Below are 20,892 nucleotides of genomic sequence, written 5' to 3' on the forward strand. Positions count from 1 at the left end.
CAATCGGCGGCAACAAAAAAGCCGACCCTGTTAGGGGTCGGCTGTGTGTAAAGTCGGTTTCGAATTACTTATCGGCCACCACTTGGTGCACCACCTGGTGCGCCGCCGTTTTGGTCACCTTGTTTGATATCATCATTGTTAATACCTTTTTTCTTCTCGGCGCTAAAGTTTAGCTTACCAAAGTTGTAGCTAAAGCTGATACCGAACGAGCGGAACGGGAACGCGGTGCTGCTGTGCTGGCTAAAGCCTGCGCTGGTGATATCCTGGTTAAAGTATTTGTTTTCGCTAAACGGCGTAACTGTGTTGAAACCAAGGGAAGCTTTCTTGTCCCAGAATTGTTTTTTAACACCTATTACATAGATACCGAACGACGGGCTGGTACCTTGTATAGTACGACGGGCAGAGTTAGTAAAACCAAAGCCCTCGGCAATAAAGCCTTTACCAAAGTCTACAGAGGCGCTGGCAAAGCCTGTGTACTGCCAGTAAACACCGGTTTGGCTAAAGAACGACGCGTATTGCGAATAAACTTTAGGGTTGTAGGTATAAGCATTGATGCTACCGCGAAGCGTTAACCATTTAACCGGGTTAACAGAACCAAAGATGCTGCCACCTACAGAATGGTTTTGACCGATGTTTTGGTTAGTAGATCTTGTACCGGTAATTAACGTACCGTCTAACACCTCGCTAAGCGGCGTTAAGATACCCTCGATCAGGCCATTAGTTTGTTTATAATAAACAGACGCGTTGATGATCGATGTACCAATAAACGTATTGTAGTTGAACTCTACCGTTTGCGAAACTTCCGGTGCCAATGTTGGGTTACCAACGCTTTGGCTTTGCGGGTTAGCACGGTTGATGAACGGGTTTAATAACAACAAGCTTGGGCGTTGTATACGTTTGCTGTAGCTTAACTTGATGGTATTGGTAGAGTTGATCATTTTTTGCAATGTCAAGCTCGGGATAAACGTACCATAGTTTTGGCTAAAGCCGGTTAGGCCGGTAAGCACTGTTTCCGGGTTACCTTTAATGTCTGTGTTTTCATAACGTGCACCAGCCAAAATAGAGTAGCTTTTTGGAAGTGTAAACGTTAAAACGCTGTAACCTGCAACCACGTTCTGATCGTAATCATAAATGTTCGAGTTGTTGTTATCTAATACAAAGCTACCGCCGTTTAGGCCGTAAACCTGATAGTTACTGTTCAGCTTTCTGACGATGGTTTTGCCACCAGCTTCTATCTTTAAGAATTTGGTAGCTGGCAGGGTGTAGTCAACCTGACCGGTATACTCGTTGTTGCGGCCATCATTGCTGCCTTTTTGGTTAGGGTTAACGGCAGTGTAAAAGTTAAGGTAGTCTGTATTTACAATGCTGTGGCTCCATTGGCCTGATATGGTCAACTCCTCACCTTCTTTCTTAAACTTATGTGTGTAGTCAAGGTTCCAGTCAAAGCCACCAAACTTGTTGTGGTTTGTAGTAGTGCCGGTGTAGCTTAAGTTACGTGTCGCATCGGCAAAGCCTGCAAGTTTTGCTGCAGAGTTACCCTCTATGTTAAAACCACCCTGGTTTAAACGGATTGTTGAGCTGAAACTGTTATAATTGTTTACATCGTAACCTGCTGTAACAGAACCAATGGCGCCATAACGTTTAATGGTACTTTCAGACGTACTGTTTAAGGTATGGTCATTGGCGTTGCCCGCGTTAAACACCTGGTTAAAGGTGGTGATAGATTTTTGAGGCCATGTAAAGTTACCGCCTGCGTTTGCAGATAAGCTAAAACGGTTTTGATTATAGTTAATGTTGGCATTACCATTGTTTTGGCGTGTACCTACACCACCGCTGATAGATCCGCTGATACCTGATACGTTTTTCTGCTTAGTAATGATGTTGATGATACCGGCAGAACCTTCCGCGTCATATTTTGCAGACGGTGAAGTGATCACCTCTACGCTTTTGATCTGGTCTGCAGGGATGGTTTTTAATACGTCTGACACGCTGGCCGACATAGCACCTGATGGTTTACCGTTGATCAATACACGCACGTTTTGGTCGCCGCGTACAGAAACATTACCGTTAATGTCTACTGCAACCAAAGGCACTTTTTGTAACACATCGCTGGCGTTACCACCCGTAGAGGTGATATCTTTCTCTGCATTAAAAACAATCTTGTCGATATGGTTTTCGATCAGTGCTTTCTGACCGGTTACTTTAACCTCGTTTAATGTTTTTGAGCTTGGGGCTACAACCACTTCGCCGATATTCATATCGGGTTTTGATAAAGTTGTTGTAACCGGGTCGATAGTTTTATTTGGGTAGCCGATGAAGCTTACCACAATTTTCCATTTACCGGCTTTAACATTGTCCAGTTTAAAGCTACCTTTCGAGTCGGTCAGTACACCGTTCAGAGGCACTTTACCGCCGCTGCGGAAGATACTTACAGTAGCATAGTCAAGGGGTTTTTTAGAAATTGAGTCGATTACAACGCCCGATATACGGCCGGTAATTGTAGAACCTCCGCCGCCTACGCCCATTTGCGCTTTGGCAGATATTGCAAGTGAAATAATTGCGAAAAGTAGTATTATACGTTTCATTTAGAATGATTTTTGGGAATTAGAGGCGCGAAAATAGGAAATGTTACAGGTTGTTTTAATTAATTTAAAAAAACAACGTAACAAAAGTGTAACAAATACACCAGGAACGAAATTATACGCCGATTATGATATTGACTATGAGTGAGTTACCGACTTTAAGGCGCGGATTATTTGTCGCTTGATTTTTGTTTCACCACTACAAAAACATCTTCATTTTCTTTTTTCATGAAGTACTTTTCGCGGGCAAATTTCTCTAAACGGGCCTTGTCACTGGTAAGTTCTTCCAAGTCTTTAGATACCCGCTCGGTTTCCTTTTGGTAAAAGTCGCGCTCTTGTTTAAGCTTGTTTACCTGCTGGTGCTGCTGGTACTGGGTGTACACATCGTTCTTATCAAAGAAGATCATCCAAACGGCAAAGGCTACCGTTACCAAAAAATATTTATTGCGTACCAGGTTTAAAAGGCGTTGCATATCAGCAGGTTGTGATTGATGGAATAAATATAAAGAATTAGTTAAACAAGTTGCAAAGAATATTAATCAACATATCAACGCCTGCCTTTATTCCCGCCACGGCCAAATCCGCGGCCACGTTTTGGTTGCGATGCCTTGTTAGCCTTATTTTCTTTTTGCTGCAGTTCCAGCTTTACGCGCTCGGCAGCAGTCAGCTCCTTTAACGGATATGGGTGGGCAGCATCCACCGGAATAGTTTTACCTATCAGTTTATGAATATCTTTAAGCAGGTCTTTTTCTTCTTCATCTACAAAGGCGAAAGCCGTACCATTTAAGCCTGCCCTGCCTGTACGGCCAATGCGGTGTACATACGTTTCCGGTATCTCTGGTAACTCATATTGGATAACGTGGCTTAGATCGTCAACATCTATACCGCGCGCCGCGATATCCGTAGCCACTAAAACCCTTGTAGTGCTGTTCTTAAAATTGGTTAAGGCGCGTTGGCGGGCATTTTGCGATTTGTTACCATGAATGGCCTCGGCAGTCACCCCTGCTTTGTGCAGGTCTTTCACCACTTTATCAGCACCATGTTTGGTGCGGGTAAATACCAACACACGGCCGATGCTCTTGTCTTTCAGGATGTGCGAAAGCAACAGTTTCTTATCCGGCTTACCTACAAAATAAACCGATTGGTTGATCGTATCTGCAGTCGAAGAAACAGGTGTAACCTCTACCTTTTCTGGTTTGTACAATATCGTATCCGCAAGTGTCTGTATCTCCTTAGGCATGGTAGCCGAGAAAAACAGCGTTTGCCTTTTAGCCGGTACTTTAGCGATGATCTTTTTTACATCATTCACAAAGCCCATATCCAGCATACGGTCGGCCTCGTCTAAAATTAAAACCTGCAGGTGCGAAAGGTTCACAAAACGCTGGTTCATCAAATCGAGCAAACGGCCGGGCGTGGCTACCAATATATCTATTCCGCGACGCAAGGCATCCACCTGCGGGTTTTGTGATACCCCGCCAAATATTACTGCGTGCTTAATACCGGTGTGCCGGCCGTAAGCGGCGAAACTTTCATCTATTTGTATAGCCAGTTCGCGGGTTGGGGTAAGCACCAGGGCTTTAATGGTTTTTTGTTCCTTGTGCTGCGTACGGTTGTTATAAAGATTTTGCAGCACGGGAATGGCGAACGCTGCCGTTTTACCGGTGCCTGTTTGCGCGCAACCCAAAAGGTCTTTGTGCTGTAAAATAATGGGTATAGCTTGTTCCTGGATTGGCGTAGGCGTGGTATATCCCTCTATTTTTAAAGCCTTGAGGATAGGCTCAATTAATTTAAGATCCTGAAATAACATTTATCTGATTTGCAATGGGCTGTTGAGATGTACTATAAAATGTGCCCTGTGATTTTGTGCAAATATACAGAATATTATCTATGTGAGACGTCGTATTAAAGGCCCTTAACGAAGGTGAAGCATTATCGGCTAATTATCCCTCTACTATCACCATATGTTTTAATTATGCTGGATAATTGACTCACCGTCTTACTTATAAACGTTTGATCAGTTGTGAATTCAAACCCTAAAACGTTTTCTGGCTCGCTGGACTCATAAAGGGTTCCGGTCACCGCAACATGGCCTAGACTATCATAGACTAATTTAAATTTTAGGTTATCGTCGTAATAATTGGAAAAACTAACTTCGCCTTTAAGTACGTTATTAATCTTAGACAATTGGGTATATAACTCAAACATTTGGCCGGTTGAAGTCCAAATGGCGCATGCCCCAATGAAGCATCCAGCCTTAATGTTCACTAAACCTTTAATATCATATCCTCCGAGAAACGTAGTAGTATCTGGAAATCCCAACACTTCGCCGAATATTATCTCTATTTTATGGACGCCGTTTGTGACACAAAAACTTTCTTTCATAAAATTTGATAAAAAAAATATCCGTTAGCAGGATGTTAACGGATATTAAATCTATAAAATTATTGCTAATTACCTGTTCTTAACGTATTTAAAATCTTTACCGATGAACTTAGCGTTAGCGCCAAGCTCCTCTTCTATACGTAACAACTGGTTGTATTTAGCGATCCTGTCTGAACGTGAAGCCGAACCGGTTTTGATCTGACCGCAATTTAACGCTACTGCTAAGTCGGCGATAGTTGCGTCTTCTGTCTCGCCAGAGCGGTGGCTCATTACAGATGTATAACCGTTGGTTTGTGCCAGCGACACCGCGTTGATGGTCTCAGTTAAAGAACCTATCTGGTTAACCTTTACCAATATCGAATTAGCGATATCCTGATCGATGCCTTGTTGTAAACGTTTAACATTGGTTACAAACAAATCGTCGCCAACTAACTGAACCTTATCACCAACTTTTTCGGTCAATGTTTTCCAGCCATCCCAGTCATCTTCGGCCATACCGTCTTCAATAGAAATGATAGGATATTTAGCCGCTAACGATGCCAGGTATTCTGCTTGCTCTTCGCTGGTGCGGATAGCCCCTTTATTGCCTTCAAATTTAGTGTAGTCATATTTGCCGTCAACGTAAAACTCCGACGCAGCACAATCAAACGCCAGGAAAATGTCTTTTCCCGGTACATAGCCCGCCTTCTCGATAGCTTTTAAAATGGTTTCAACGCCATCCTCTGTACCGTCAAAGGTCGGTGCAAAACCACCTTCGTCGCCCACTGCTGTAGAAAGGCCTCGGTCATGCAAGATCTTCTTCAGGTTGTGGAACACCTCTGTACCCCAGCGCAATGCTTCAGAAAATGACGGTGCGCCTGCAGGCATGATCATAAACTCCTGGAATGCGATAGGCGCGTCTGAGTGAGAACCACCGTTAACGATGTTCATCATTGGAATAGGCAATGTGTTGGCGTTAACCCCACCTACATAGCGGTACAACGGCTGACGGCTTTCTTGTGCTGCAGCTTTAGCCACTGCTAAAGAAACACCTAAAATTGCGTTAGCCCCTAATTTACCTTTATTTTCTGTACCGTCTAATTCTATCATTAATGCGTCGATAGCGTTTTGCTCAAAAACGTCTACGCCTTGCAGTTCTTTAGCAATTATATCATTTACGTTGGCAACGGCGGTTAACACGCCTTTGCCCATAAATTTAGATTTGTCGTTGTCACGAAGTTCTACCGCCTCATGCGCACCTGTTGATGCACCAGACGGAACAGCGGCACGGCCTAATGCGCCGTTTTCTGTCAAAACTTCAACCTCAATGGTAGGATTGCCGCGCGAATCGAGTATCTGGCGGGCGTGAACGTCAATAATTAAGCTCATGTGTAGTCAGTTTTTAATGGTCATTGTAAAAATTTACAAATCGGTTGCTAAGTTAAAGCAAAAACGGAAAATCGAAAGTTTATTTGTGTTTAATGGACACTTTGAGAATTTGTATTCAAGAATTTACACTTCCCACTTGAACGTCTTTATTGCAACAGCATAAACTAATTAATACCAACAGGTTATTCAGGCCAGATCTTTTTTAGTTTTATAGTATAAATTCTTTTTGTTCGATATGTCAAAACTTTTGCGGTCATGTGATTGAAATCGACGCTATTAGCAATCAATTTATCTCCCATAGCTTCGAAATCGTAATGGTCCGTTACATAGCAAAGCTTTGATATTGAATGGAATAAAACATTCCAGGTTACGCCAGTTGGAAGGTCATAGACTTCGTAGCTTATAAATTGTAAGGGTTGTTTTATTCGCTGCCTTTTAAATTCAATACTGTGATCTCTGTTCTTAACCCTATATAGTTCGCGTGTTTCTTTACCAACTTTCAATAGTAGCCTATAATAAAAGACATTTTTCCCTGCTGTTAACGAACTATCAATTTCAAGTTTGGGAATGGCGTGTTCTTGGTACTTACGTAATGTTTTCGGTTGATTACAAATGAAAATTAAACAAAAAGTTGCTATTCCAAATATCGATTTTGTTACTTGCCAGTGCTCTAAACTTCCCACTTGAACGTCTTGATTGCCACGCCATAGATCACCACACCCCATGCTAAAAGGATCAATAACTCTTTGCCAACGTCACCAATTCCGGCGCCCTCGAAAGCCACTTGGCGCATAGCATTATTGAGATGCGTAAGCGGTAACACTTCGCTAATGTGTTGTAATATTTTTGGGAACGCGCTGGTTGAGAAGAAAGTGCCCGATAATAAGAACTGTGGTAAAGTGATGAGGTTTGATATCGGCGGAACTGAACTTTCATTCTTAGCCAGGCCCGACACCGTAAAACCAAAACCCATAAAAATCAGCAAACCAAAGAACGCCAGGATGAGCATGTTTATGACCGTTGTCCAGCCATGTATCAACGTAAAGCCAAATGCATAATGGCCGATGAGGATAATGAACAAGGCACCGGTTAAACCAAAGGTGATCCGTGCAAGCATCTCGCCAAGGATGATGCTATAACGTTTTACCGGAGTGGCAAAAAAGCGTTTGATCACCAGCGTTTGCCTTAAACTAAGGAATACGAAGGCTGTGCCGAACACACCCGTGCTTAACAATGAGAAACCAAGCTGCCCGGGTAATATAAAATCAATGTATTTGTACTCGCGGCCGCTTACTGTTTCTTCTTTGAGCGAAACAACCGGCGGAGGCGCTGTACTAACCGCACTATTTATTCTGAATAAAATACTGTTTAACAAAGACTTAAGGATATTGCCTTTCTCTAATGAAGCTTTGGTGTACTTAACGTTTACCACATACGGAGGTTGGGCATTCTGTTTTTTAATGTCGATGACCGCGTCGAGACTGCCCTTTTCGAGGTTCTTTTTAAGCAGGCTGTCGGTTAATTGAGTATTTAAACGCACCACACTAACGGTCGTCAACGCTTTGTAGATAGGGCTCAACGTATCAGCACCTTTCGCGACACCTACATCTACCGTTACACCGCCCCCGCCGATATTGGCAAATACAACGATGAAGATGAGCGGAAAAGCCAGTGTAAATACCACGGCCGATGGGCTGCGCAGTATAGATCTTAAACTTGCCCTGGCTATGGCAAGCGTGGCGTTTAAATTGCTGTATGGTTTTTGGTTACTCATTTTACCTCTCCCCAACCCTCTCCAAAGGAGAGGGAGTTTTAAAATTTGATTTGATTAATTGTGATGCCAAGGTCTATGGTCTATCAGCTATTAGCTAATTCTCTCTCCACTCCTTACCCGTGAGGTTTATAAATACATCCTCGAGGTTAGCGTTCTTCACTTCCTTTTTACGCTCAAAGCCCGATGCTACCAGGTTATCAATAAATTTATCGGGTGTGTCTATGCCGATGATCTGCCCGCCGTCTACAAAGGCAACACGGTCGCACAGCACCTCTGCTTCATCCATATAATGGGTGGTGATAACTACTGTGGTGCCTGCAGCGCGAATATCGCGTATCAGGTCCCAAAGGTTGCGGCGTGCCTGCGGATCAAGGCCGGTAGTAGGTTCGTCCAGGAAAACAATGCGCGGTGAGTTAATGAGTGTCGTAGCTATTGAGAACCGCTGCTTTTGCCCGCCCGAAAGGTCTTTGTATTTGGCTTTGGCTTTATCAGTGAGCGCCACCTTCTCCAGCATTTCCATAGGGCTTACCTCCACCCCATACAAACCACAGAAAAGTTTAACTAACTCCGCAAGGTTAAGGTTAGGGTAATATCCCGCAGCCTGTAACTGTACGCCAATGCGCTTTTTAATGTTACCCGGGTCGGCATCAACGTTGTAGCCGTCGACGATCACCTCGCCAGAGGTTTTATCACGTAAGGTTTCAATAATTTCGAGCGTGGTGGTTTTGCCGGCTCCGTTGGGGCCAAGCAAGCCGAATATTTCGCCTTCAAAAACTTCGAAACTGATGCCATTTACCGCAGTAAAATCATCGTACTTTTTTACCAGGTTACTTACCTTGATAATGGGGTCTTTTACCATACGCTAAATGTAATATTTAGCCGGGTAAAAATTGAGAGAATTTTTCGGAACCGTTATTTCTTCTTCGGCCCTTTTTTCAGTTCGCTTTCAGATTTTAAAACGGTTTGGCCTTTGTCGGTCTTCAGAGTGACCGCAGGTTCCTCTTTAGTGCCCTTGCGCTTAACTTCGGCTCCTTTAATTCTCTTGTTAACAGTCTTGGTTTCTTTCTTTACCACTTTGCCTTCGGCTTCGTGCGCGCCCCATTCCCAGTGTACGGTATCTCCTTTTTTCATGATTGCCTTTAAGGAAGGGGTGCAAAAAGAGTGCCTGTTTAATGTCGGTGCCAACAGGTGCCCACCAAAAACAACAGCGCAACTAAACCGGTAAAGAATTTCATAGGCAGATGTACACTTTCTTTCACTACGCTAAAATTGCGCTGTCGGGTTGCCATTATGGCTATTTATTGACTAACTGGCATTTTGTGCCGATTAATTCGTAAGCGTATGAAATATGTGGATCAATACCTCGGCTTTTTCAATGAGGTAAATGACGGTGTTGATGAGTAGTGTTTTCATGATCTTTTGTTTTGTTGACACTACAAAGTTGTATCGTACGGTGCGTTTTGCCGAACGGTTTTAGGTAAGCGACGGCATTTCTTCGGTAAACGAAATATACCGCTGGCCGAATAATGACTTGGCGGTGAAAACTATCAGCGAACTATTGCGGATAACCGTTGTTAAGGTATTTCACATCAGCCGGTATATGCAAACAGCAAAGATAATACGCCACAGACACAAGTTTCACCACTACATGAACGACGATCTGAAGTCGGTTACAGAAGAGACCCATTTCAAAATTGTCTTTTCCAACCCTAAAGAGTTCGACTTATTCCGTGAATGGATCAAGAAACATGGCGGCGAGTATATTTATAACAAAGAAGAAAGCAAGCAAGAAGGCACGTTCCCTAAGGTGCCCATGTTTCATGACGAGATATGCTGGTGCGATATCATGACGTATTACCTGCTTCACGTGGCGGGCTTTAGTTATCACTCAGCATTGAGCCCTTATAAGGGCGAGGTATATGTGAAAGAGTAAATTGAGATTTAACAATCAAGAACGGATTTGCTCCTGAAATTCATTTCTCAGCGTAACAAGGCAAGAGTTGCATAGGCACCCGTCATAACTTTCACTGATGTATTGCGTTTCATTTATCGTCAGTTGTACCTTAGTGCATTCACATTTGGTATAAGAATTTGCTTTACACTCGAAAGCTGAACCGCACCTGTCGCAGCGGATGATCTCATGTTTTGAAGATGTAAGCATTTGCAAATTTACGGGACAGCATAAAAGCAAGCAATTGTCTTAGGCTACTATTTACATTGTCATTCAGAGCGGAGCGAAGAATCTTGTAGAATAGGCACTTACATTAAGATGCTTCGACAGGCTCAGCATGACAAAGTGTAAATGATATCTTCTCTAATCAGCCAGCGGTACAAACTTCATAGAAACAGAATTTACGCAGTGGCGTGTGTTTTTAGTAGTAAATCTTTCGCCGGTAAATACATGGCCCAAATGCGCGCCGCAGTTGGCACAAAGTATTTCAGTACGGCTACCATCGGCATCCGTTTCGCGGCGTACTGCGCCGGGGATCTCGTCATCAAAACTTGGCCATCCGCAGAATGATTCGAACTTGTCTTCGCTGCGGTATAGCGGCGCGTCGCAACGGCGGCATACGTATACGCCCTGCGCTTTATTATTTAGCAATTCGCCGGTAAATGGGCGTTCGGTTCCTTTATGAAGTATTACCCGTTCTTCTTCGGGCGTCAGTTTATTGTATTCCATTATTCTAATTACACCGGTGATTTCGCTTTCACCCGTTAACGATATAACGTCCTGGTTCAGGGTTTGTGTTTATTGATGCGCACGAAAACCATTTTTGTTGCAGGGCAATTACTTTTCTCGGCAACATGATCTAATGGCACAAGTATGTTGCCTTCGGGATAGTAAACAGCCACATTACGGTCAGGGATGTCATACCGTACAATAACAAAAAGCTTTGCTTCACGCTTAACGCCATCGTAATGACTTGAGATATTTACTCTATCACCAGCTTTTAAACCCGCTAACGCGATGTCCTTTTCATTCATTAAAACCACGCGACGTTCGTTATTTATTCCGCGGTAACGGTCATGCAAACCATAGACCGTGGTATTAAACTGGTCGTGGCTGCGGATCGTCGTTAAAAAGTATTCACCGTCTTTTATATCATGCACAGGAAGCGGCGAAATGCTGAAAACTGCCTTCCCCGGTACTTTTTTAGAATTGAATTTACCTGCCCGCGGACCATTTGGAATGTAAAAACCACCCTTTTTACGTATTTCTTTGTTATATTCCTCATGCCCCGGAACAACCTTTTCAATATCATCACGGATGTTATCATAATGCCCGGCGTATTTGTCCCAAGGCACCATGCTTTTAGCGCCCAATGTAGCTTTAGCCAGGTTGCAAACGATCAGCGGCTCGCTCATCATCTGATCTGATATAGGCTGTAGCATCCCTTTTGATTCCTGCACCACACCCATCGAATTTTCGCAGCTTACAATCTGCTGTATGCCGTTAATCATGTCCTTATCACTGCGTGCAAGAGCGGGCAGGATCAACGCCTCTTCGCCATGCACCAGATGGCTGCGGTTTAATTTTGTCGACACATGCACAGACAGTTTCAGTTTTCGCATGGCCTCTGCTGTATAATTGGTATCAGGCGTAGCCGACAAAAAATTGCCGCCCATCGCAAAGAAAACTTTAAGCTTCCCTTCGTGCATGGCTTTAATGCTTTTGACAACGTCTACCCCTTCCTCTTCGGGTGGATCAAATCCGTATACTTCTTTGATCTTGGCTAGTTGTTCGGGTTTGGCTTTGTCCCAGATTAGCATGGTTCGGTTACCCTGCACATTGCTATGGCCACGTACCGGGCACAAGCCCGCGCCGGGTTTTCCAATAGCGCCTTTGAGTAAGGCCAAGTTAACGATCTCGTTTACCACGGCAACGCCGTTAACATGCTGTGTAATGCCCATAGCCCAGCAAATCACTATCTTGCTTTTGGCTGCAAGTATATCGGCAGCCTGCTGCAGCAAACCGGTTGGTACGCCACACGCTACAGAAAGTTCATTAAGGTTGAACGTTTTGATGTGGGTTATGAGATCCTCGTAACCGCTGGTATTTTCATCGATGAATTTTTTATCGAATACGGCTCCCGGTGCTTTGAGTTCTGCCTGATAAAGCAACAACTCAAGTGCCTTAAGCAATGCCATGTCGCCATTGATTTTTACCTGCAAATAAACGTCTGCAATCTGCACGCTGGTACCGATGAAACCTCTCACTGTTTGCGGGTCTTTAAACGCCATAAGTCCGGCCTCTTTAAGCGGGTTTACAGCTATGATCTTAGCATTATTTTCTTTGGCCTTGCGCAAGGCTGTAAGCATTCGCGGGTGATTTGTGCCGGGGTTCTGGCCCATGATAATGATCACCTCGGCGTTATGAATATCGTCAAGCGTGACCGTTCCTTTGCCTATGCCAATGGTGTCTGCCAAAGCAACGCTGGTACTTTCGTGACACATGTTAGAACAATCGGGCATATTATTAGTGCCAAACTCGCGCACAAATAATTGGTACAGGAAAGAAGCCTCATTACTGGTGCGACCCGATGTGTAGAAGACAGCCTCGTTAGGGGAATTAAGCCCGTTTAGATGAGTGGCAATCTTTTTAAAGGCATCGTCCCAACTGATGGGCTGGTAGTGTGTAGCTCCCTTAGGCAAATAAACAGGCTGCGCGATACGTCCTTTTTTACCTATTTCCATATCGGTCAATGCGGCAAGATCCGCCACAGAATTTTCAGCAAAAAATTCAGGTGTTAATTTTTTTAGCGTTGCTTCTTCGGCCAGGGCCTTAGCACCATTTTCGCAATACTCCGCAATAGGCGACCTGTCATCATCGGGGTCCGGCCAGGCGCAGCTGGAACAGTCAAATCCGCCTTTTTGATTCATCTTAAGCAACGCACCCATACCACGCGTTGCACCTGTTTCCTGTAAAATATCAGCAAAAGACGCGGTGATCGCGGGGATACCCGCTGCCCACTTTTTCGGCTCCTCTAACTCAATATCTTGCAGCTTTTCGGGGTTTAATGCAGCCGGTTCTTCTAGCTCCTTACTCATGATCTTTTTTAGCTAAGGGGTTGGGATAGTTGTCACTCTGGTCTTCGTCGACATTTTCCAGGCAGGTAAAATCCTTCTCAAGCAGTAAATGCAGCTGGTTTCCTTTATGTTCAACGCCTACAGTTTCCGTCGCGGTCCATTTATCGGCATCCTTTTCGGGCACAAATAAGGTAATGATGTTATTTTTAAAAGTGGCAAACATATTTGGCTGACTGGTGCGCTGCAAAACGTAAGTTAACTTATCATCGCCGAAATCTAAGATTTCGTGCACCACGCCCTCTTTGGTAAATTTCGCCACGTCTGATTGGGTAAGCCTGTAACGAAGGCTGCCGGCCTTTAATCTAACTTTCATAATTATAAACAAGAGAAGAATGTCTTACGCGGTGGGAACCAGTGTAGATGTTATACCGGCTACCCCGCAAAAAACCTATAAGTGTAATATTAAATTCGGCTGCTAACTGAACGGCCAATGTAGAAGGCGCCCCTACCGCAGCGATAATATTGATGCCTGCCATAACAGCCTTTTGCACTAACTCAAAACTTGCGCGGCCGCTAAGGAGTAATACCTTATCGCCAAGCGGCAGCATATCTGCCATTAACGCAGCGCCGATAACTTTATCCAAAGCGTTGTGCCTGCCGACATCTTCACGAAGGGTAATCAAATCGCCTTCGGTAGTGAACAATGCCGAAGCATGCAGCCCACCGGTGCTGTCAAAAACTTCTTGTTGTTGCCTCAAGATTTCGGGTAGTTGTAAAAGAATATCCTGCTTTACGCTGTTATGGTCTTTCGTATCAATGTAAGTGCCAACCGTACGGATTGCGTTTATAGAACCTTTACCGCAAACCCCGCAGCTGGAGGTGGTGTAGAAATTCCGGTCAGTGTTTTTGAGATTGGCGGTGACGCTTGGCCTAACATTAACCTGTATGACATTTTCTTTATTCTCTGCGCAAGCAATAAAGCAGTGCGATGCGTCTGCTACGTCGTCTTTGCTTTGGATAATGCCTTCAGTAAAAAGAAAACCGATTGCCAGTTCTGCATCATTACCGGGCGTGCGCATCGTCACCGAGATATTTTTGACAGACCTCGCTTCTTCCGGGCCGCTTTCAAGTCTTATCTCAAGAGGCTCTTCAACAGCCAACTCATCTGCAACTTCTGTTGAGCCATGCTGATTTACTTTGACAACAGGCAGCGATATGGATGAAGCGTTAGACATGGTTATAAATATACAACCATGCAGGTATTATGTTAGCAAAATATTAATTGTCATTCAGAGAGAAGCGAAGAATCTTATGCGAATGTTGGTTAGCTACGCTCATTCGCTGTTGGGCTATGTTCTTTTGTCTTAGCAACAAAAGAACCAAAAATGCCAAGTCAGCGCAAGGCTTCTTTTGCCGCAAAAGGCCTTTGCCCTGCAAAATATTTCGCAGGCCCTCATCACACAAGCCCTCAGTGGCGCAAAATATTTATCACCGAAGCTGCGCGCTGATGCTTCGAACGCGGAATATGTTGGCACTGAATTGACAACACCGAAAAATGCGGCATCAGTCTGTGCGGCAACCACAAGCCGTGAAACCAGCACAAGCATTGTAGCGCAGGGTGCAGCCGCGAGTTTCTTTGGTTACTTTCTTTGACGGTCAAAGAAAGTAACAAGCGATATTTACCTCGTATAATTCGGGCTTTCCTTTGTGATCGTGATATCATGCGGGTGCGACTCGCGCATACCGGCAGCGGTAATCCGCACAAATTTAGCATCCTGCAATTGTGGGATATCTGTAGCACCGCAGTAGTGCATACCTGCACGTAAACCGCCAATGTACTGATAGATCACCTCTGCCAAAGTACCTTTGTAAGGTACACGGCCAACAATACCTTCGGGTACCAATTTAGTCACTACGTCTGTTTCGTCCTGGAAATACCGGTCTTTAGAGCCTTTCTCCATAGCATCGACAGAACCCATGCCACGGTATGACTTGAACTTACGGCCTTCGTAAAGGATGGTTTCGCCCGGCGATTCTTCCACACCAGCGAACAGCGAACCGGCCATGATGGAACTGGCACCCGCGGCAATAGCTTTAACAATATCTCCCGTCTGTTTAATACCACCATCGGCAATAACCGGTATGCCTATGTCTTTCAACGCTTCGGCACATTCATAAACGGCGTACAATTGCGGAACGCCTACGCCTGCTACAATACGTGTTGTACAAATGGAACCCGGACCTATTCCTACCTTAACCGCGTCTGCGCCGGCATCGGCCAAAGCGCGCGCTGCATCGGCTGTAGCAATGTTTCCGGCAATGACCTGCAATTCGGGATAAAGGCTCTTAGCTGCCTTTACCATATCTATAACACCCTTTGAGTGTCCGTGTGCGGTATCCACAACAATCACATCCACACCCGCGGCAACTAAGGCTTTTACCCTGTCGATATTATCGCCCGATACGCCAACAGCTGCGCCAACCCTTAGCCTGCCATGCTCATCCTTACACGCTTTTGGGTAATGTTTAAATTTTTGGATGTCCTTAAAGGTGATCAGCCCAACTAGTTTATTGTCGGCATTTATTACCGGAAGCTTCTCGATCTTGTGTGCCTGTAGAATTTCTTCTGCCTGAAGCAAAGTTGTGCCCTCGGGTGCAGTGATCAGCCCATCGCCGGTCATCACTTCGCGCACAGGTTTGCTCATATCTTTTAAGAAACGCAGGTCACGGTTTGTAATGATACCAGACAGTTTGCCATTTGCATTCACTACCGGTATGCCCCCCACCCTGTAATCCTTCATGATCTTTACCGCGTCGCCAACTAATGCGTCAACACTTACAGTAACCGGGTCCTGGATCATACCGCTTTCTGACCGCTTCACCCTGCGCACTTCTTCAGCCTGTTGCGCAATAGTCATGTTTTTATGCAGTATACCAATACCACCTGCCTGCGCAATGGCAATTGCCAGCGACGAACCTGTAACGGTATCCATGGCCGCCGAAACAATTGGCACATTTAACCTGATCTTGCGAGTAAGATAGGTGCTGGTGTCAACGTCGCGCGGTAAAACTTCAGAATAAGCCGGGATAAGCAATACGTCGTCGTAGGTTAAACCTTCGGCAATAAATTTTGAGGGGTTGAGCATGGCAAATAAACTGTTTTGAGTTATAGTTATTTGCCGGGCAAAGGTAGCGTTTTATTTCGGATTTCGAATTTTCAATTTCGGATTTATGCTTACTTACAATCGGCGGACAAAGTATAAATTAGGAGACCTTGTAGGTTAGAAACTTTTATTTTAAATATCGTATTAGTTTTAGTGCGTAGTAGGTCTTAGGTGGAATAAAGATAATATTATGGGCGTTACCCTCCTTCGTTGGGTCGGGCTTTACATTTCAACTCCTCGTCCCAACAATGTCGTTTGGACTGCGGGGTTTTCATTTCAATCCCTAACGCGAAAATTGGAGGTTCTGTTGTCAGCGCGCAGCTTCGGTGATAAATATTTTGCGCTACTCAGGGCTTGTGTGATGATGCTTGCAAAATATTTTGCAGGGCAAAGGCCATGTGCGGCAAAAGAAGCCTTGCGCTGACTTGGCATTTTGGTTACTTTGTTGCTAACACAAAGTAACGAGCCTAGCGGCGATTGAGCGCCTTAAAATAAATATCTCTTTAGGTCCCTATTGAAACCGTGATAACTAAACAGACCTTACATCTTCCCTACCACAACCCTGTACATCTTATCCAGGTCGAGGTATTTGTTAGCGAGTTCTAATAACTGCTCTGATGTAACCGACTTTACAACATCTGTGTATCGTTCGTAATATGAGTAATCTAAGCCCGAGAAGTAAACGTTCTTAAATTTGTCGGCGTGCGAAAAGATGTTCTCTAAACTTCCCAGCAGTGAACCCAGCATATAGTTTTTAACCAGTGCCAGCTCATCGTCAGGTATCAGTTCTGTTTTTAAGAGGATGATCTCTTTCTCTATTTCTTTAAGCGCGTCTGCAGTTACATCGGCACCCACTTCTGTGGCAATAAATAACGCACCTGCATATTTTAATGAGCTAACGCCCGAACCGATGCCATACGTGTAACCTTTATCTTCGCGAATGTTGTCCATCAAACGCGAACTAAAATAGCCCCCTAAAACGGTGTTCAAAACCTGCAAGGCCGGAAAATCTTCATGTGTACGGTTAATGGTTTGCAAGCCCATGCGGATAGCCGATTGTAAAGCGCCCGGTTTATCGATGTATATGAAATGCTCTGAAGACGGTGTAATTTGCGGCTCGGCAAGTTGCGGTGCGCCCTTATTTTCCCAGTTTGTGCCAAACGTTTCTGTAAGCAGGGCTAAGGTATTTTCGTCAATTTTTCCTGCAGCGAATATGGTGCAATTCTGCGGCTGATACATTTCGCGGTAGTGCGCCAAGATATCTTCGCGCTGCAATTGTTGCAGTTCTGCTATCTCTGTGCTGTGGCCATAGGTATTGTTGCCATAAACAGCTTTGTTGAACGCACGCCGGGCCAGCACATCATTCTTTTTTAAACTTACCTGTAGTTTTTGCTGCTGGTTGCGTACAAAAGTCTGCACTTCCAGTTCGGGATAGATGGCGTCGGTTAATATGTCTTTTATAACCGATAATACCTCGCCCAGGTGCTTGCTTAAACTGTGCATCGTAACTTGCGAATGGTCAAAGCCATAATCAGCGTGCAGGAAGGCACCGTAGTAGTCTATCTTATCCGCGATCTGCGAGGCGTCAAGACTGTTTGTTCCCTCTACGATCATCGCATTTGTTACGTGATTTAATATCGGCTTTGCCGAGTCGAAAGGCAGGTTGTTAAAAATCCACTCTATCCGCACCAGGTCTTGCCCGCCCGAATTGAAATAAAACAGCGTGCAGCCATTTGGCAAGTCAACCCTTACAGGTTCAACCAGTTTAATATGGTCGATAGCGCCGAATTGCGGTGATATGGTTCTGTCGAGGCTCATAACTTATTCAGTTTCCAGGTCAGCGGTTTGCGGTTCTGCGATGTAGATCAATGTCGATGAATTTTCCTTTCTAAAGATCTTATTGGCATGCTCACGTATATCGGCAGATGTAACATTTAAATAATGGGCGGCCTCTTCGTTCATCATATCGGCATCGCCTAATAATTCGTAATATGCAAGGTTCATGGCACGATCGAGCAGCGACATTTCAGAGAACATCAACGTAGACTCTATTTTATTTTTCACCTTGGTCAATTCGTCATCGGGCACATCCATATTTTTGATCTTCTCGAGCTGGTCCCAGATTGCAGCTTCAGCAACATCTATGCTGATACCTTCTAACGGTTTACCTTCTACTACAAACATCCCGGTATCGATGCTGCCGGTAATGTAAGCGTGTATCTCGCCAAACAGTTGTTGCTCTTTCACCAATGTGCGATATAAGCGCGACGAATTTCCGCGCGATAAAATGTCACCCAACAGATCGACAGCATAATATCCGTTGTGCAAGCGGTCCGGAGCTTGAAAAGCGATGTATATGTCGTTGAGCGGAACGTTAGCATGAACGGTATCGCGGCGAATTTCGTCCTGCTGCGGTTCCGCCGGGAGGTTACGTACATATTTCTCACCTGCCGGGATAGGCCCGAACCATTTTTCTGCCAAATTGATAACCTGTGCCGGGTCTACATCTCCACCTATCACCATAATTGCGTTAAGCGGATTGTAGTGCTTTTTGAAAAACGCCTTAACATCATCAATGTGCGCGTTTTCAATATGTGACAGTTCTTTACCAATAGTAGCCCAACGATATGGATGTTGCTTGTAAACCATTGGGCGCAGTTTTAACCACACATCGCCATAAGGCTGGTTTAGGTAGCGTTGCTTAAATTCTTCCATTACCACATTGCGCTGCACCTCAAGGCTTTTTTCGCTAAAGGCAAGGCTTAGCATGCGGTCACTTTCCAGCCAAAAGGCGGTCTCTATGTTGGTTGCCGGAAGCGTGATGTAGTAATTGGTAATATCGTTACTGGTGAAGGCGTTGTTTTCGCCGCCCGCGCGCTGTAAAGGTTCGTCGTAAACAGGAATATTAACCGACCCGCCAAACATCAGGTGTTCAAATAAATGCGCAAAACCGGTTTGCGATTCATCTTCATCGCGGGCGCCCACATCATATAAAATATTCACCACCGCCATTGGCGTAGTATGGTCTTCGTGGACTAAAACCCGCAAGCCGTTGCTTAAGGTGTATCGGTTAAATTTAACCATGTATTAAGTATTTGTAAAGGGCAAATGTATAATTTTAAGCAAATATGCAATCAGTGTATACCATATTTGGACTGTCAAAATAAATGGCCTTACTAAGTAAAGAAGAACTGCTTAAACAAATTGAAACCACACTTACTAAAACTAAAGTGGTGAAGCTGACGGCGTTATTACAGGATCAGCAATTCTTTTTGCCAGATCTTATCGACCTAACTTTCCATGAAGATAAAATGAGAGCCTTTCGCTCTGCGTGGCTGTTAGAAAATTTAATTCTGCTTTCCCCGGATGGCTGTATTGATGATCTGCATTATGTTATAGAAAAATTCCCGCTGGTAAAGTATGAGAGTTGCATGCGCCATTACGCTAAAATTGCGATGCATTTAACAGGATCAAACAACAAGATAATTAAAAATGCGCTAATATATATCGACCTCGAACCTATCGTGTCGAAGTGTTTTGATTGGTTGATAGACCCAAATGTGCTGGTGGCTGTAAAAGTGTTCGCCGCCCAAACATTGTTCAATCTTAAAGACAGGTACCAATGGATAGGCGGCGAATTAAAGGAGCAGCTTATTTACCTGATGCGCGATGGCAGTGCGGCCATGCAATCTCGTGGTAAGAAACTGTTGAGCAAGTTATGATTAAGCTTTCGGGCGGTCTTCGCCATGCAGATTGTCACTCACCTGGTGATGGTGCAACTTAGCTTCAACCGCTGATGCGCTGCTATTAGCATATGTGCCATAGGCGTCTACAAGCGTGCCTTTAAGGTTGTAACGCTGCGATGAGATAGCGTAAACAATTGACATATCTGACGGGTTACTTGGCCCCTCGAAACGGTAAAACTCGTCCACCTCGAAGTCATCTGCGCCTAATTCAATATTTTGTGATTTGTCCTGAATTTTATCGCTGTCATCCTCGAAGCTCAAATTGGCTGTATATCCTCTTTGTAAAAGGTCGTTAGTGGCATCCACTAAAGTTTCGTAATTTTTCATGGTGATATTTGGTATGTAAGTGTTTTGCGTGGTTGTAAGTATTAAACCTTAAAAGCGGTGCTCTTGTTTGCAATTGCTTAAAACCACCTAAAAAATGTTAAAATGCGGTTGCTTTGGTCAATGCTGAGATTTAATTAATTATGTTTGATTACAAAACCTGAAGTCATGAAAAAAGGCTTTTTTATTATCATCACGTTGACATGTTTTAGCTTAGCAGCTAAAGCGCAGACCTATCGTTTAAATTATGATAGAATAGATGCCATAAAAAAATTCAGCGACCCGGGTATCTATCTCAAACAAGCACATATCGACACAAAATTTGACAGCATCCGTATTGCGGTAACAAAAGCTAACGCCCTGGCTGCTCTTCAGCGGGGGACACAACCCGTGCCAATGCCTTTTACCCGGCCACAAGATACAGATCACATGCCCATTGCAAAGTTAGGTGATACCGAAACCACGCACTTTGCCATGCTAATTAAACCAATAGGCAAGGTAGTGCAAAAAACAAATCCTTAAGG

22 protein-coding genes are annotated in these 20,892 nt (G+C 44.4%); 4 read left to right on the forward strand and 18 right to left on the reverse strand.

From position 1 onward, the window contains the following. Positions 1-68: 68 nt before the first annotated feature. The 9 genes from GO620_RS07835 to GO620_RS07875 all read right to left on the reverse strand — a co-directional run bounded on the left by GO620_RS07835 (position 69) and on the right by GO620_RS07875 (position 9,237). Positions 69-2,585: an outer membrane beta-barrel family protein gene (locus GO620_RS07835; protein ID WP_157523999.1), complete on the reverse strand. Its 2,517-nt coding sequence runs from the start codon at positions 2,583-2,585 to the stop codon at positions 69-71. Positions 2,586-2,752: 167 nt separating this feature from the next. Next, positions 2,753-3,055: an FtsB family cell division protein gene (locus GO620_RS07840; protein WP_157524001.1), complete on the reverse strand. Its 303-nt coding sequence runs from the start codon at positions 3,053-3,055 to the stop codon at positions 2,753-2,755. A 74-nt stretch (positions 3,056-3,129) separates the two neighbouring features. After that, positions 3,130-4,389, reverse strand: a complete 1,260-nt coding sequence (locus GO620_RS07845; RefSeq protein WP_157524003.1) for a DEAD/DEAH box helicase — start codon at positions 4,387-4,389, stop codon at positions 3,130-3,132. A gap of 122 nt (positions 4,390-4,511) precedes the next feature. Next, positions 4,512-4,964, reverse strand: coding sequence for a WapI family immunity protein (locus GO620_RS07850; protein WP_157524005.1), 453 nt, complete (start codon positions 4,962-4,964; stop codon positions 4,512-4,514). Positions 4,965-5,033: 69 nt separating this feature from the next. Next, a complete protein-coding gene (gene eno / locus GO620_RS07855; protein WP_157524007.1) occupies positions 5,034-6,332 on the reverse strand; it encodes a phosphopyruvate hydratase in 1,299 nt (432 codons plus the stop codon). Between the two features lie 182 nt (positions 6,333-6,514). Next, a complete protein-coding gene (locus GO620_RS07860; protein ID WP_157524009.1) occupies positions 6,515-7,015 on the reverse strand; it encodes a hypothetical protein in 501 nt (166 codons plus the stop codon). Then, positions 7,003-8,106: an ABC transporter permease gene (locus GO620_RS07865; protein WP_157524011.1), complete on the reverse strand. Its 1,104-nt coding sequence runs from the start codon at positions 8,104-8,106 to the stop codon at positions 7,003-7,005. The genes GO620_RS07860 and GO620_RS07865 overlap by 13 nt, the downstream gene beginning before the upstream one ends. Before the next feature lie 94 nt (positions 8,107-8,200). After that, positions 8,201-8,965 (reverse strand): ABC transporter ATP-binding protein, encoded by a 765-nt coding sequence (locus GO620_RS07870; protein ID WP_157524013.1) that lies wholly within the window; start codon positions 8,963-8,965, stop codon positions 8,201-8,203. 53 nt (positions 8,966-9,018) lie between these two features. Continuing rightward, a complete protein-coding gene (locus GO620_RS07875) occupies positions 9,019-9,237 on the reverse strand; it encodes a hypervirulence associated TUDOR domain-containing protein (RefSeq protein ID WP_157524014.1) in 219 nt (72 codons plus the stop codon). Between the two features lie 406 nt (positions 9,238-9,643). On the opposite strand from GO620_RS07875, the gene GO620_RS07880 reads away from it, so the two are divergent. Further along, positions 9,644-10,039: a hypothetical protein gene (locus tag GO620_RS07880; RefSeq protein WP_157524015.1), complete on the forward strand. Its 396-nt coding sequence runs from the start codon at positions 9,644-9,646 to the stop codon at positions 10,037-10,039. A 15-nt stretch (positions 10,040-10,054) separates the two neighbouring features. On the opposite strand, the gene GO620_RS07885 is transcribed toward GO620_RS07880, so the two are convergent. From GO620_RS07885 to fdhD, 5 genes are all read right to left on the reverse strand, one after another. Continuing rightward, positions 10,055-10,267 carry a cysteine-rich CWC family protein gene (locus GO620_RS07885; protein WP_157524017.1) on the reverse strand — a complete coding sequence of 71 codons (213 nt, stop codon included), beginning with the start codon at positions 10,265-10,267 and terminating at the stop codon, positions 10,055-10,057. Positions 10,268-10,420: 153 nt separating this feature from the next. Next, positions 10,421-10,786, reverse strand: coding sequence for a methionine-R-sulfoxide reductase (locus GO620_RS07890; protein WP_157524018.1), 366 nt, complete (start codon positions 10,784-10,786; stop codon positions 10,421-10,423). 56 nt (positions 10,787-10,842) lie between these two features. After that, positions 10,843-13,155 carry an FdhF/YdeP family oxidoreductase gene (locus GO620_RS07895; protein WP_157524019.1) on the reverse strand — a complete coding sequence of 771 codons (2,313 nt, stop codon included), beginning with the start codon at positions 13,153-13,155 and terminating at the stop codon, positions 10,843-10,845. Then, positions 13,148-13,507: a DUF7009 family protein gene (locus tag GO620_RS07900; RefSeq protein ID WP_157524020.1), complete on the reverse strand. Its 360-nt coding sequence runs from the start codon at positions 13,505-13,507 to the stop codon at positions 13,148-13,150. The genes GO620_RS07895 and GO620_RS07900 overlap by 8 nt, the downstream gene beginning before the upstream one ends. Continuing rightward, complete coding sequence (fdhD, locus tag GO620_RS07905) at positions 13,497-14,369, reverse strand: formate dehydrogenase accessory sulfurtransferase FdhD (protein ID WP_157524021.1); 873 nt, start codon at positions 14,367-14,369, stop codon at positions 13,497-13,499. The genes GO620_RS07900 and fdhD overlap by 11 nt, the downstream gene beginning before the upstream one ends. A 175-nt stretch (positions 14,370-14,544) precedes the next feature. Between fdhD and GO620_RS07910 the strand changes: the two genes are divergently transcribed. After that, entirely contained in the window at positions 14,545-14,787 is a 243-nt protein-coding gene (locus tag GO620_RS07910) for a hypothetical protein (RefSeq protein WP_200230825.1), read from the forward strand. 26 nt (positions 14,788-14,813) lie between these two features. Here GO620_RS07910 and guaB read toward each other — a convergent pair whose 3' ends face one another. From guaB to GO620_RS07925, 3 genes are all read right to left on the reverse strand, one after another. Next, positions 14,814-16,280, reverse strand: a complete 1,467-nt coding sequence (gene guaB, locus GO620_RS07915; protein WP_157524023.1) for an IMP dehydrogenase — start codon at positions 16,278-16,280, stop codon at positions 14,814-14,816. A 558-nt stretch (positions 16,281-16,838) separates the two neighbouring features. Next, positions 16,839-18,116: a M16 family metallopeptidase gene (locus GO620_RS07920; RefSeq protein WP_157524025.1), complete on the reverse strand. Its 1,278-nt coding sequence runs from the start codon at positions 18,114-18,116 to the stop codon at positions 16,839-16,841. A gap of 3 nt (positions 18,117-18,119) precedes the next feature. Next, complete coding sequence (locus tag GO620_RS07925; protein ID WP_157524027.1) at positions 18,120-19,382, reverse strand: M16 family metallopeptidase; 1,263 nt, start codon at positions 19,380-19,382, stop codon at positions 18,120-18,122. A gap of 83 nt (positions 19,383-19,465) precedes the next feature. On the opposite strand from GO620_RS07925, the gene GO620_RS07930 reads away from it, so the two are divergent. After that, positions 19,466-20,020 carry a hypothetical protein gene (locus GO620_RS07930; RefSeq protein WP_157524029.1) on the forward strand — a complete coding sequence of 185 codons (555 nt, stop codon included), beginning with the start codon at positions 19,466-19,468 and terminating at the stop codon, positions 20,018-20,020. Here GO620_RS07930 and GO620_RS07935 read toward each other — a convergent pair whose 3' ends face one another. Then, positions 20,021-20,371, reverse strand: coding sequence for a phosphoribosylpyrophosphate synthetase (locus tag GO620_RS07935; RefSeq protein ID WP_157524031.1), 351 nt, complete (start codon positions 20,369-20,371; stop codon positions 20,021-20,023). Between the two features lie 165 nt (positions 20,372-20,536). On the opposite strand from GO620_RS07935, the gene GO620_RS07940 reads away from it, so the two are divergent. Further along, a complete protein-coding gene (locus GO620_RS07940) occupies positions 20,537-20,890 on the forward strand; it encodes a hypothetical protein (protein ID WP_157524032.1) in 354 nt (117 codons plus the stop codon). Positions 20,891-20,892 lie beyond the last annotated feature (2 nt).

This window comes from Mucilaginibacter ginkgonis (assembly GCF_009754905.2).
GTDB lineage: Bacteria > Bacteroidota > Bacteroidia > Sphingobacteriales > Sphingobacteriaceae > Mucilaginibacter > Mucilaginibacter ginkgonis.

Excerpts from the sequence above, each read along its gene's own strand:
- GO620_RS07835 (WP_157523999.1), bottom strand. The coding sequence starts at position 2,585 with ATGAAACGTATAATACTACTTTTCGCAATTATTTCACTTGCAATATCT.
- GO620_RS07840 (WP_157524001.1), bottom strand. The coding sequence starts at position 3,055 with ATGCAACGCCTTTTAAACCTGGTACGCAATAAATATTTTTTGGTAACG.
- GO620_RS07845 (WP_157524003.1), bottom strand. The coding sequence starts at position 4,389 with ATGTTATTTCAGGATCTTAAATTAATTGAGCCTATCCTCAAGGCTTTA.
- GO620_RS07850 (WP_157524005.1), bottom strand. The coding sequence starts at position 4,964 with ATGAAAGAAAGTTTTTGTGTCACAAACGGCGTCCATAAAATAGAGATA.
- eno (WP_157524007.1), bottom strand. The coding sequence starts at position 6,332 with ATGAGCTTAATTATTGACGTTCACGCCCGCCAGATACTCGATTCGCGC.
- GO620_RS07865 (WP_157524011.1), bottom strand. The coding sequence starts at position 8,106 with ATGAGTAACCAAAAACCATACAGCAATTTAAACGCCACGCTTGCCATA.
- GO620_RS07870 (WP_157524013.1), bottom strand. The coding sequence starts at position 8,965 with ATGGTAAAAGACCCCATTATCAAGGTAAGTAACCTGGTAAAAAAGTAC.
- GO620_RS07875 (WP_157524014.1), bottom strand. The coding sequence starts at position 9,237 with ATGAAAAAAGGAGATACCGTACACTGGGAATGGGGCGCGCACGAAGCC.
- GO620_RS07885 (WP_157524017.1), bottom strand. The coding sequence starts at position 10,267 with ATGCTTACATCTTCAAAACATGAGATCATCCGCTGCGACAGGTGCGGT.
- GO620_RS07890 (WP_157524018.1), bottom strand. The coding sequence starts at position 10,786 with ATGGAATACAATAAACTGACGCCCGAAGAAGAACGGGTAATACTTCAT.
- GO620_RS07895 (WP_157524019.1), bottom strand. The coding sequence starts at position 13,155 with ATGAGTAAGGAGCTAGAAGAACCGGCTGCATTAAACCCCGAAAAGCTG.
- GO620_RS07900 (WP_157524020.1), bottom strand. The coding sequence starts at position 13,507 with ATGAAAGTTAGATTAAAGGCCGGCAGCCTTCGTTACAGGCTTACCCAA.
- fdhD (WP_157524021.1), bottom strand. The coding sequence starts at position 14,369 with ATGTCTAACGCTTCATCCATATCGCTGCCTGTTGTCAAAGTAAATCAG.
- guaB (WP_157524023.1), bottom strand. The coding sequence starts at position 16,280 with ATGCTCAACCCCTCAAAATTTATTGCCGAAGGTTTAACCTACGACGAC.
- GO620_RS07920 (WP_157524025.1), bottom strand. The coding sequence starts at position 18,116 with ATGAGCCTCGACAGAACCATATCACCGCAATTCGGCGCTATCGACCAT.
- GO620_RS07925 (WP_157524027.1), bottom strand. The coding sequence starts at position 19,382 with ATGGTTAAATTTAACCGATACACCTTAAGCAACGGCTTGCGGGTTTTA.
- GO620_RS07930 (WP_157524029.1), top strand. The coding sequence starts at position 19,466 with ATGGCCTTACTAAGTAAAGAAGAACTGCTTAAACAAATTGAAACCACA.
- GO620_RS07935 (WP_157524031.1), bottom strand. The coding sequence starts at position 20,371 with ATGAAAAATTACGAAACTTTAGTGGATGCCACTAACGACCTTTTACAA.
- GO620_RS07940 (WP_157524032.1), top strand. The coding sequence starts at position 20,537 with ATGAAAAAAGGCTTTTTTATTATCATCACGTTGACATGTTTTAGCTTA.